The organism is Fischerella major NIES-592 (assembly GCF_001904645.1).
Taxonomy (GTDB): Bacteria; Cyanobacteriota; Cyanobacteriia; order Cyanobacteriales; family Nostocaceae; genus Fischerella; species Fischerella thermalis.
This window is the reverse complement of record NZ_MRCA01000001.1, coordinates 276,601-288,584: the sequence shown is the minus strand read 5'-3', so window position 1 is coordinate 288,584 and position 11,984 is coordinate 276,601. Positions and strand designations below refer to the sequence as shown.

General features: G+C 39.5%; 11 protein-coding genes. 9 read left to right on the top strand and 2 right to left on the bottom strand.

Going from position 1 to position 11,984, the window contains the following annotated elements; genetic code table 11:
- Positions 1-200: 200 nt before the first annotated feature.
- Both NIES592_RS01260 and NIES592_RS01255 read left to right on the top strand, forming a co-directional pair.
- Entirely contained in the window at positions 201-881 is a 681-nt protein-coding gene (locus NIES592_RS01260) for a HEAT repeat domain-containing protein (RefSeq protein ID WP_062249338.1), read from the top strand.
- Positions 882-1,014: 133 nt separating this feature from the next.
- Positions 1,015-1,578, top strand: coding sequence for a phycobiliprotein lyase (locus NIES592_RS01255; protein ID WP_062249341.1), 564 nt, complete (start codon positions 1,015-1,017; stop codon positions 1,576-1,578).
- Positions 1,579-1,940: 362 nt separating this feature from the next.
- Here NIES592_RS01255 and NIES592_RS01250 read toward each other — a convergent pair whose 3' ends face one another.
- Positions 1,941-3,431, bottom strand: coding sequence for a site-2 protease family protein (locus tag NIES592_RS01250; RefSeq protein ID WP_062249342.1), 1,491 nt, complete (start codon positions 3,429-3,431; stop codon positions 1,941-1,943).
- A 155-nt stretch (positions 3,432-3,586) separates the two neighbouring features.
- Between NIES592_RS01250 and NIES592_RS01245 the strand changes: the two genes are divergently transcribed.
- Positions 3,587-4,273, top strand: coding sequence for an MBL fold metallo-hydrolase (locus tag NIES592_RS01245; RefSeq protein WP_073554694.1), 687 nt, complete (start codon positions 3,587-3,589; stop codon positions 4,271-4,273).
- Positions 4,274-4,537: 264 nt separating this feature from the next.
- Here the strand turns inward: NIES592_RS01245 and NIES592_RS01240 are convergent, their stop codons facing one another.
- Positions 4,538-4,795 carry a hypothetical protein gene (locus NIES592_RS01240; RefSeq protein ID WP_009455345.1) on the bottom strand — a complete coding sequence of 86 codons (258 nt, stop codon included), beginning with the start codon at positions 4,793-4,795 and terminating at the stop codon, positions 4,538-4,540.
- Positions 4,796-5,400: 605 nt separating this feature from the next.
- On the opposite strand from NIES592_RS01240, the gene NIES592_RS01235 reads away from it, so the two are divergent.
- The 6 genes from NIES592_RS01235 (at position 5,401) to NIES592_RS01210 (ending at position 11,939) form a co-directional block, all read left to right on the top strand.
- Positions 5,401-6,024 carry a hypothetical protein gene (locus tag NIES592_RS01235; protein WP_062249346.1) on the top strand — a complete coding sequence of 208 codons (624 nt, stop codon included), beginning with the start codon at positions 5,401-5,403 and terminating at the stop codon, positions 6,022-6,024.
- Positions 6,025-6,062: 38 nt separating this feature from the next.
- Entirely contained in the window at positions 6,063-6,434 is a 372-nt protein-coding gene (locus tag NIES592_RS01230) for a hypothetical protein (RefSeq protein WP_009455343.1), read from the top strand.
- Complete coding sequence (locus NIES592_RS01225; RefSeq protein WP_062249349.1) at positions 6,388-9,132, top strand: hypothetical protein; 2,745 nt, start codon at positions 6,388-6,390, stop codon at positions 9,130-9,132. Before NIES592_RS01230 ends, NIES592_RS01225 begins: the two co-directional genes overlap by 47 nt.
- A 90-nt stretch (positions 9,133-9,222) precedes the next feature.
- Positions 9,223-10,026, top strand: a complete 804-nt coding sequence (locus NIES592_RS01220) for a hypothetical protein (RefSeq protein ID WP_062249351.1) — start codon at positions 9,223-9,225, stop codon at positions 10,024-10,026.
- Positions 10,027-10,040: 14 nt separating this feature from the next.
- On the top strand, positions 10,041-11,114 hold the full coding sequence (locus NIES592_RS01215; protein WP_062249352.1) for a hypothetical protein: 1,074 nt from the start codon (positions 10,041-10,043) through the stop codon (positions 11,112-11,114).
- The gene (locus tag NIES592_RS01210) at positions 11,115-11,939 is read left to right on the top strand and encodes a hypothetical protein (RefSeq protein WP_073554693.1); all 825 of its coding nucleotides are present in this window, start codon (positions 11,115-11,117) and stop codon (positions 11,937-11,939) included. It begins immediately after the preceding gene.
- Positions 11,940-11,984: the final 45 nt, after the last annotated feature.

Genomic DNA, 11,984 nt, shown 5'->3' with positions numbered 1-11,984 from the left:
GCACGTGGCGTCATCTGCCGTGCGCTCATAGGCTTCCCGCAAGGGTGGGGTGTGAGGGGTGTGAGGAGTGTGGGGAGAGTAACTCATGACAAATGACTATTGACTAACTACTAACAATCAACCTAAAGAGGGTGAATGTATATGAAAAGACGCAATAATACTTAATATATATATTAAGTAGAAAAAGCCAATTAAACCAAATGGCAGTTCCAAGCTTAGAGGAAATTTCCGCTCAGTTAGACAGTCCGAATCTACGCGATCGCATGGTTGCTCTTGCCTCGTTGAGAGACATACCAGCAGAAGAGGCTGTACCTTTAATTAAAAAAGTGTTGGATGATGAGTCCCTACAATTGCGATCAATGGCAATATTTGCCTTGGGGATTAAACAAACTTCGGAGTGCTACTCTATTTTGGTCAAAATTCTAGAAACTGATCCAGACTATGGCATCCGTGCTGATGCTGCTGGTGCGCTAGGATACTTGGGTGATTGCAGAGCCTTTGAACCTCTGTCAAGAGCATTTTATGAAGATACTGATTGGTTAGTCCGCTTTAGCGCGGCTGTCTCATTAGGTAATTTAAAAGACACTCGTGCCCGTGAAATCCTGTACAAAGCCCTCGACAGTGAAGAAGTGGTACTACAACAAGCAGCGATCGCAGCACTCGGAGAAATTAAAGATATCGATGCAGTAGATCGCGTTTTACGTTTTGCTCAATCAGATGATTGGTTGGTGCGACAGCGTTTAGCCGAAACTCTTGGCCAGCTTGCCACTCCTAAAAGTGTCTCCGCTTTGAAGTACCTAGAAAAAGACAGTCACGAAAACGTGGCCGAAGCTGCCAGAATTTCTCTTAAGAGATTAGAGCAAACAGGCTATCAAGTCTGAGAACACATAGAAAGGGAGACACACAAAGCATTTCTTTTTTCATTCTTCTTCGTTGCCCATCTCCCCATCTCCTCTTCCTGCTACCTTGTAATAAGTGGGATCATCAAGAATTTGACACAAGGTAATTTGATTCATGAGTATTGAAGAATTTTTTGAGTTAAGTGCTGGTAAATGGTTTTCCCATCGTACTAGTCATCACTTAGCTTTCAAGCAATCCGAGTCTGGTAAATCAGATATCTTTATAGAAATGCTGGCAGCAGATCATCCAGAGGTGATCAAGCTGTGTGAACAGTATGAAATTGACCCTAAACGTGCTTCCTGTGGTGCGAGAGTGACTTGGAATGGCACGATGGAATGGGATGAACAAGATCACAAAGGTTCTACGGTATTAGTTCCAGTACCGAATGCAGATAACCCCAACGAAGGCAAATTATTGCGGGAAATGGGCTACGCTGAGAAAATGCCTGTTGCTGGCAGCTATAAGATTGGTGATGATGACGCATTGACCTTAATTACAGAATATGAAACAATGTGGTCGGAAGAGCGCCTCTGGTTTGCTAGCCCCAATTTACGGATGCGAGTCGGCGTCCTGAAGCGCTTTGGTGGCTTTAGTATGGCTTCGTTCACTTCTGAAATTCGCATGGGTGGTGCTGCACCAGCTAAAGCTTCTGAGGCGGCGAATTCAGCATCAAGTTAGTTGTGCTACTATGTAGCCCGCGACTAAAGTGCGGTCTAAATAGCCAAAACCCACTTTTACACTGATCAGTTATCAGTTAACCGTGATCAATAACTGATAACTGATTGAAGCAGTTTAATCGCGGGCTTTGGGGTGGGTCAATTGTCTAGTTTGAATAAGAATCAAGGATTATAACTTAACAGCAAACCCATAATCCATCGGTGTCCATTAGTGTACCCTGCGTAAAGGGCGTCTACATCGGTGTTCGTTAGATTTTTCATGCCCTGGTTGTGGGCAATTCCGTGGGATTCTAGTTTGAGAATATTGATCGAATTCACGTTGATTTATGAACAGCAGGGTAGAAGTCTGATTGATCTGCAAATTTAGATCTGCAACAAACTAGCGATCGCCTGTGGTAATGGTAGGATGATCATCACCAACAAAGCCATTGCAAACAATCCCCAAACATCACGTTGGTTGTCCAGTTCCGTGACATCATTTAAAGCAGGTTCATCCATTAAGGGTATGAACAACAATATCAGCGCCCACAAGAAAAATCCTGGTTGAACTAAAGACAACAACAGCAACAGTAGACGCGCAACTTGACCAATTAAGATAGCGTTTCTTTGCCCAAACATTGCATGGACAATATGACCCCCATCTAACTGTCCCACCGGCATCAAATTCAATGCAGTTACGATTAGTCCTAAACAAGCAGCTACTGCAACTGGATGCAAGTCAATAGCCGATTGTGGTGTTAATTGACTACCCAAAGCCAGCTTGGAGAGCAGTGCTAACAAAATAGAATATTTGGGATTGAGTGCATCAGGATTTAATAGTCCTGTTTTTTCTTCTGGTAAACTCACAACCTCAGAGTGAGCTAAGCCCCAAATCAATAAAGGCAATGTTACCACAAAACCTGCTAAAGGTCCGGCAATACTCACATCAAATAAAGCTTTACGGTTCGGTACAGGACTACGCATCTTAATAAATGCACCAAAAGTTCCCAAGAAAAATGGCATGGGAATAAAGTAAGGCGGAGTTGAGCGAATTTTGTAGCGTCTCGTCGCCATTAAATAGTGACCGAGTTCGTGGACACCCAAAATAAACATCAAAGCTAGGGCGTAGGGTAATCCTTGCAAAATCAGGCTTGGGTTAGATTGAAATTGGCGGATTGTCAATTCAATACCAGCAATTTCTACTCCAACCTTGGTAGTTGTTACCAAAGTGGCTAACAATAGCAACAATGCCCAACCAAATTGTTTTAATTGTTCTTTTTTTCTCGGTGTATTACGCTGGGTAGTTAGAGTATTAGGAACAAGTACAAAGAAGGGTTTGCCATTTACACCTTCTTGAAAGAACACTAAAAATTTACCTGCAAATTTTGTTTCTATATTTTCTTTAATCTTTTGGTATGCTTCGTTTGGTTTGCTTCTTAATTGCCCTCGGCAAATTACAGCCTGAGGTCTATATTCTATATTCTGGATGTAATATACAGACCAAGGAAAACAATCTCGCAGTTTTTGTTCTTCGTTCGGCTGAATAGGACGCACCGGAGTTGGTTCTGGACTGGGGAGTGTTGTGGGTTCTGTTTGTGGCGCTTGAGCTTCAGTTGGTTTGTCTTGTTGCGGTTGGCGTCCCCATTGAAATAGCACCCAGTATAAAATAGGACAAATGACTAATGGCCAAATCATTAGCGATCGCGGTAGTGGTTGTTTTTCTCCATGCATTACTGTCCATCCTGTCCACAACAGTGCTGGAGTCATTAATACCAACCACAGTAACCAGACAGGTGTCTGGGTGAGGCGAGCAACACTACGTTGCACCATTAGATAAGTAATTAGTCCCAATAGAATCAGAAACCAAACTGTCATGTGATTTTTGTTTATTTTTAAATGTCAGTCCAAACTTGTGGTCAACCGCACCACTATTATTGCCACAAGATAGACACTATCCCACTTTTTGATTGGTGAGAAGTTTTATACTTAAACCGGGTTTGTCAAGACTCCTCAAGGAAATTGTTTTTCTCATGTGTCCCTTGTCTCAAGAATCAAATCATACAGCCAAGCCACCACAGGAAGTCCTAGATACTATTTTTGCATTTCCGCCAAATCGGGACACACTAGGGGGAACAGCTTATTTTATTGTCGGAAATGAAGGCAATATCCTGATTGACTGTCCTGCCTTTGACCAAACTTACCAAGATTTTATGCGATCGCATGGTGGTATAAGTTGGTTATTTCTCACCCACAGAGGGGCTATTGGTAAGACAGTAGAATATCAGCAAGCCTTCAATTGTAAAGTTTTAATTCAAGAACAAGAAGCATATCTCTTGCCTGAGCTTACTGTAACTACTTTTAGTCAGGAATTTGTCCTTGATTCCATCACAAAAGTGATTTGGACGTGTGGGCATTCTCCCGGCTCATCTTGCCTTTATTATAGTAAGTCTGGGGGTGTACTGTTTTCTGGACGCCACTTACTACCCAACCAGCAAGGTGATCCAGTTCCATTGCGAACAGCTAAGACTTTTCACTGGCATAGGCAAATAAAGAGCATCAAAATGCTTTTAGAACGCTTTACTCCAGAAACACTTCAATACATTTGCCCCGGAGCAAATACGGGTTTTCTCCGGGGTAAGCGTGTAATAGATAATGCATATGAACGCCTAGGCAGTCTGGATTTAGGAGCACTATTGCAGACGCAAGCCATATTTTAGGGGGATAGAAAAACTGAGAGAACCGATCAGTTCTCTCAGTAACGAGGTAGAGGCTTTTGAGCAAGGTAGAGCCTTATTCGTCAGAAGTGACAATAATTATTCCGACTCTTCCTTATTGTTACGCACCCAGATGTTCATACTGGTATCAGTTACATCTTTTGATTGCACTGCATCGCCTTGCTCAGTAGTAAATTTTGCCAGAGCTGGTTAATGATCATACTGAGGGCTAAAAACAAACATCGACTGAGGCGAGTTTTGATATTTTTAACAAGTAGCCAAGTATGCGATCGCCCAAATGTTCAAAAGGGAACAGAGAACAGTTTGCGGAATTCGACTGAGATCACTGATGACGGTACTGGTTAACTCTCTGTAGTTCACAGGTAGCTTGGGTTTTATAGCACCATGACCGATACCATTTCTGGCTTGACCATGGGAAACTCTGGCATAGAAAGCTTCTAGGGGAGTCACACCAGCAGCGGTTACACCAGCCAGAGATAGAAACCTACGTCGTGAGAAAGACACTTGCTCTGAATCCTTGTGATTTCACTCTTTTGAGGTGAAATTTATCAATCCCTGGTTAAATTCAAGTGAAGCAATAGTTAAATAACCTACTATTTTTACGTTGCGAGAATTTACGTAGTTTAAAAAAACTTAATAAGCGACAATATGAATGAAGACCACACGCTATTTAATTTCAGAATGCAACCGAATTCTCTGCAAACGATAAAATACTTAGCTGATACCCTAGTTTTGGATAGTCAAGCATGGTATACAGCAAAAGGGAAAAAGAACAACTATTCCATCAAATTTATTCCCAAATGCTAAGTTCCAGCTATAGTATTCCTAAATTATTCCTGAGAGACAAGATCCCCGACTTCTTTGAGAATTCGGGGGTCTAGGCTTTGTGATGATCACGAACCATATAAAAAAATATTCTGTAGAACTGTAATAGTCCTGAGTCTGTTTGCAAAAATCAATTAGCAAAAATTGTGTTTATTTACATTGAAATTACGTGTATAATAATTTACATTATTTTAATAATTTTGTTTAAGTTAAATGTTTATTCATGTTAAATTGTGATCCCGAAGCCCACGAGTTGTTGTAATGCACAAAAAGGAAATCTACAGATGTCTAGGCAAATTTATCATCAGAGAAAATTTTTGAGAGCTTTTGACCAAAGGGTAATAAATATACTCTATAAATTGATTACTATTTTGAAAATATGCTGGATGAGACTGTTAGAGTCTCTCCCTTTTTTAATTGCTTGTGCTGTATTTTTAAGTGTAATAAGTCTGAAAAGTCCCATCCTACTTTTTTGTTTAGTTTTTAGTAGTTTAAGCGCAGTTGTCTTGCATAAAATTGGGCAACAAGTCAATCTACCAAAACGATATATTATCTTGTTACAAATGTTAGGAATAGCTATTATTTTCAGTGCATTTTGGTTAGATTATTTTGCAGACCCAGCACAAGCACAGTTTTTCAGAAAAGCTGAAGATTTTTTCAAAAATACCCTAACACAAGGTGCGGCAACAGGTAGCAATACTCAAGCAGCAGTTAGTCTAGTATTTAATGTATTACGTGCGCTTTACTTACTATATATAGCTGTTTCCCTGATTGGTGTGATTAATGCAGTTCGGAAAGATGAAGACTGGCAAAGTGTTGCTAGAATTCCCTTATTAGTTGTGGTTGCAGTAACTATTGCTGATGTACTCACTGGCTTCGTTATTGGTGACACCAATACAACTAATTGATTCATCAGTAAAGATGAAAAACAGATCAGAAGTTCGCCATGTCTCAAGAATCAGATAAAGAATTTCGACCAGTAAATCAAATTTTAGGAACTCAACCTTCACTAGGTCCAATTCCTGCTGATCAAGTCTTTCCTTGGACAGTAATAGCCTTAACTTCCTACTTTATCGTCAATGGAATTTTTGGCGGTATCTTTAGTGATGAGTTTCAAAAATGGTTGTGGACATTGCTAATTACTGCTTGGGGAATGGCGACTTGGTGGATCTTAACTGGTGGTAGGAGTTGGCGCTTTTTAAGTAAATTTATTGGGGTTCCCACTTGGACTAGAGGCTTTGCTCGTTATCAAAGCTTGCTGGAAAATAACCATGAAGCAAAAAATCGGAAAACAAAGCGTCGGCGTCGCCGGAAGTGAAACACGATTCACACCCTTTGAAGACGCTTTACATCTAGCAACAATGCTACGCATATCGCTTGATGGACGCGATATCGGTGCTTACACTTTGACGAAAGGAAACCAAAAAGATAGGTTTTGTTTCGTTTTTGGTTTTGACTGTCAAGGAATTCATACGACCTTAAGACCAGAACAAATTAATACCATTTTGAATAACATTGAAGCTGGCTTAAAAGATCTTCCCGAAGGGGAAAGAATAACTCTACATTTAGGGTCTTTTAGTTCAGATAAACAGCGACAAAAAGAGCTAGCATCTCTTGTTAAAAAATCTCCATCGCCAGATATTAAATATTTATTGCTTTCAGAAAGAGCAAGAGTTCAAGAATTAACTCGTTCTGGTATCCGCAAGCCAAAATTTTTGCGAATTTATGTAACTTACACAATTGAACCAGATGCGGCAAATACAGATGATTGGATAGAAAAATTATTAGCTAAAGGTGAAACTTGGTGGTTGAAATTTAAAGGTGATTTAGCAGAAGTCGAAAACCAACGTATTGAAACGATTATTACTAATGCCTATAAAAATGGTTTTTGTCGTTGGGAACAACTTTTATCTAACAAAATGGGGTTAGATATTAAACCTCTGAATATAGAAGAATTATGGGGAGAGGTTTGGAGAAGGTTCAATGATACCCAACCAATAGATATTCCTCAATTGTTAACTTTAGATGAAAATGGTTTACATGAACAAGCTAATTCAGACTTAGCTAGTACCAGATTACTGATTGAGAATATCCACAGTACAACTTTGCTAATTGAGTCTGATGTACCTTGTGCCGATCGCCGCTGGGTTCATGTTAACAATAACTATGTCGGCGTCATGACTTTTCTCGAAAAACCTGGTGGTTGGCCGAGTAAAACTGCTCAATTACGTTATCTTTGGGAACTGTTAGCCAGAGAAAATGTCATAGACACAGAAATTTTTTGTCAGTTGAGTGCAGCGAATCCAGCAATAGTCAAAACCACACTGCAACGGGTATTAAAGCAGTCAAATATGACGGCTTTATTAGCACAGGAAAAAAGTAGAACTATCGATGTCAATGCTCAATTAAAGTTAAGAAAATCTGTAGCAGCACAAGAACAATTATACGAGGGAGCGCTACCGATTTACGCAGGTATAGCTATTTTAGTGCATCGTCCGAGCATCGAGAGATTGGATGAAGCTACAAGATATATTGAAAACTGTTTTCAACGTCCAGCCAGGGTAATTAGAGAAACAGAATATGCTTGGAAAATTTGGTTGCAAACTTTACCAATTGTTTGGGAGACTCTACTCGCTAGACCTTTTAATCGACGTCAGTTATATTTAACAAGTGAAGTCCCAGGATTAATGCCTTTGGTGTTAACTAAAGCAGGCGATCGCGAAGGTTTTGAATTAATTGCCGAAGAAGGTGGAACACCAGTTCATTTAGATTTATTCAACCAACATAAAAACTTAGCACTATTTGCTACCACCCGTGCAGGTAAATCAGTATTGGTTTCAGGGATCATAACACAAGCTTTAGCTCATAACATTCCTGTAGTAGCACTAGATTTTCCCAAACCCGATGGTACGTCTACTTTCACCGACTACACATATTTTATGGAGGGGAATGGAGCATATTTTGATATCTCCAAACAATCAAATAACTTATTTGAACAACCAGATCTGCGCTTGTTGAATCCAGAAGAACAACGCGATCGCATGTTAGATTATATCGCTTTCCTCGAATCAGCTTTGATGACAATGGTTTTGGGGTCATCTAGCGAGAATCAGCTACTATCGCAAACAGTGCGATCGCTGTTAAACTTAGCATTAGGAGCCTTCTTTACCGATGAAAGTATTAAAACACGATATCAAGAAGCGATCGCAGGTGGCTTTGGTAGTATAGCTTGGCAGAAAACCCCAACATTAAGAGATTTTCTCTATTTTTGTTCGCCAGAACATTTGCAACTCGAATCGATCGCAGGTAGAGTTGAAGACGCCTTAAATCAAATTCAGCTGCGCCTGCGATTTTGGCTTTCCAGTCGTGTAGGTAAAGCAATTTCCGCACCTTCTAGTTTTCCCACAGATGCACAACTTTTGGTTTTCGCTTTGCGGAACCTTGCAGATAACGAAGACGCAGCAGTGCTATCTTTGAGTGCTTATTCCGCAGCATTACGCCGCGCCTTAAGTAGCCCTGCTTCTATATTCTTCATTGATGAAGCACCAATTCTCTTTGAATTCGACCAAATTTCTGATTTAGTAGGAAGAATTTGTGCTAACGGCGCGAAAGCCGGTATTAGAGTCATCCTCTCAGCCCAAGACCCTGATACAATTGCCAAATCTAAAGCATCATCCAAAATTTTACAAAACCTCACTACACGCTTAATAGGTCGAATTCAACCAGTAGCCGTTGATAGTTTCACCAACATTCTCAAATATCCCCGCGAAATCATTGCGCGCAACGCAACTGAAAGCTTTTTCCCTCGCAAAGAAGGAATTTATAGCCAATGGTTATTAGATGATAACGGGATTTATACCTTTTGTCGCTACTACCCAGGTTATGAACAATTAGCAGTAGTAGCTAACAATCCCCAAGAACAAGCTGCACGCCAAAAAGTTATGCAGACTCACAAAGACAAATACGAAGCAGTTTCCGTCTTTGCACGTCAACTAGTAGCATTACTACGCGGTTAACTTAAGCCACAATGCAAACAAAAAATCCATCTGTGTTCATCGGTGTGCATCTGTGTTCGTATTAAATAAAAATCTACTTACCCAACAGTTATGAAAAAAATAATCTTACTTGCCATACCTCTTTCATTTTTAACCATCCTACCAGCAATGGCAGACCTTGGTCAAGTGTGGACAGACTTTCAATCTTACGCAACAGACTTACAAAACTACCTGAGAAATAACCTCACTGAAACACTACAACCAATAGAAGCAGAAGCTCAAATTGCCATTGATAGTTCCACCGGAGAATTGAACATACCCAACCCCAACGCCGCCGGAGAAATCATTCGTGATGGGACAATTTGGTACTACACTTCCGCAGATAAGTTCGATAATAATTCGACAGTGAGAGCAAATTTAGTCAGCAATGAAATTAATCGCTTAATTACTCGTGGTGCAGCATCTGGATTATTGGGTACAAATGGACAATTGAGATTAAAAACAAAATTAGAATCAACAGAACAAACAATCCAAACAATTGCAGGATTTAACCAGGAAAATGAAAAACTGCAAGAGGAGATAAATACTCAGCTTGAAAGTTTTAAAAATGCAATACCTGATCCTGTGCAAAACGCATTAGCTAGCATCACTTCACTTTTGGGTATTGGTCAACTGAACTTTTTACTACAAAATAATAAAATGCAAGAGGAAGAAGTCAAAATAACAAGCGAACATTTAGCCCAAACAATGCAAACTAACCAATTTCTACAATACTCCAATTTAAATCTAGCGAATATTTCCCAACAAGTAGAAGAAAATAACCGCGCACGCAGAGTAGATAATGCTACTGAAGCATCTAGACTATTACGAAATTCTTCTCAAGTAGATTTATTTGGTAGGCAGTTTGAACAATAGCTCAAATCCTCGAAATGAAAATTATAATTTCCCAACTTTATCCTTCAAGATTTTTTGCCCAATCTAACGTTCCTGATATTCCCGATATTCTCAACAGTGGCTTCACTACTGCCAAAAGTGTTTCGGAAAGTTGGGAAAATCAATGGTTAGATTTATTACAAAATAATACTAATGAGAATTTATATGGAGCATTAACAAATCTGGGCGTATTTTTCGCAGTCGGCACCCTATTGTTTTTCATGATCCAATGGCTCAGAGATGTTATCTATAGTGAATATTCCCGTCCGATTTCTGCTCTGATTTGGCCTTTTATAGTGGTAATACTATTAACAAATACAGGAAGCGGTAGTGTATTATCTAATCTGACACTGGGAATTAGAAATTTCATCAACACAGTAAATCAGCAAGTGATCACCACAGCAGATGCTAATAGAAATTATCAGCAAGCATTGAGTATGGGTGTTTCTGAAGAAGTAGCTGGTTCTGTGCTGCGTCCTTGCCAGTCATTAACAGGCGAACAACAAAATCAATGTTTTCAAAGAGGCAGAGAAAAAATAGAAATTCTGTGGCAGACTTATAGAGATTTATATGGTGATAAAGTTTGGATTAATCGGCTAGAAAGTAAGATTAATCAAATCGCATTTAGCACAAATAGCGTACCAGAAAATACATTTAATTCTTTCTTAGGTTCCACAGTCCAGACTAGCATTAAAAATTTTCTCATTTCCTTGCAATATGCATTTCAAAATTTAATCGAAGCTACGATGTTGTTAGTAGCAACTTTAGGACCATTGGCTGTGGGGGGTTCTTTGTTACCTGTAGCTGGTAAGCCGATTTTTGCTTGGATGACTGGATTTTTATCGTTGGGAATTGCCAAAATTTCCTTCACGATTATTGCCATTTTAACTGCCACAGTAATTGTCAATGGTCCTGGTGAAGACGCTAGTGCTGATCCCGATTTAATGTGGTTCATGATTTTTTTGGGAATCTTAGCACCAATAGTATCTTTGCTTTTAGCGGCTGCGGGGGGATTTGCAGTATTCAATGCAATTAGTAATACAGCAGCGTGGGCAAAAGAGAGGGTTTAAATGGTACGTTTATTAGAGAAAAAACAACGAACAGTGAATCTTTTAACTACATTTGCGATCGCAACTTTAGGATTGCAGATATTAGCCCTACTTTTCTTGACATTCCAAGGTTTAAAAATTCGTCAACTTAGTCTCAGAAAACCTGCTGCTTTTGTCCAATTAATAGCTGGTCAACCGATAACTGTTAATGATGACTTGGTAAGAGATCCGGAAGCAATTCGCCAATTTGTCAGTAAAAGCATGACCTCAATGTTCAACTGGTCTGGTAAATTACCAGCACAAAATGTCGAAGAAGTATCAAAACCCAAATCAGATTTAGGTATACTTATTCCCACATCACAAGGAATTAGCAAAAAAGTTACTACTAGCAGTTGGATTGCTAGCTTTGCTATATCAGAAGACTTTCGGAAAGGTTTTTTGCGTGAAATAGCAGCGATGACACCGCCAGAGGTTTTTAGTAATAATTCCAGTCAAGCAATAACTGCACAAATTGCCATTAAGCGAGTTTATCCTCCGCAAAAAATTTCACCAGGTAAATGGCGAGTAGGTTTAGTGGCTGACTTGATTCAAACAAAAAAATCGGATGGAAGAAGAATTATTACTCCTTTTAATAAGGATGTGTTGGTACAGGCTGTCGATTATTTTCCTTATCCGCTAGATGATACTACTAGTGTTCTGCAAAAGGCAATTTATGGTATCCGTTCGGAGAAGTTGGAAATTTATGAAATTCGGAATTTGTGTTTGTTGGATCAGTATAACAATTTAAGTCAGGAGCAGTTACAGCAGTGTGGAATTCAAAATACGTCTGATAGTTTTGTGAGGTAATTGGGGATGGTGGTTATGCAAAAAATAATGTTTGAAAAAACGAAC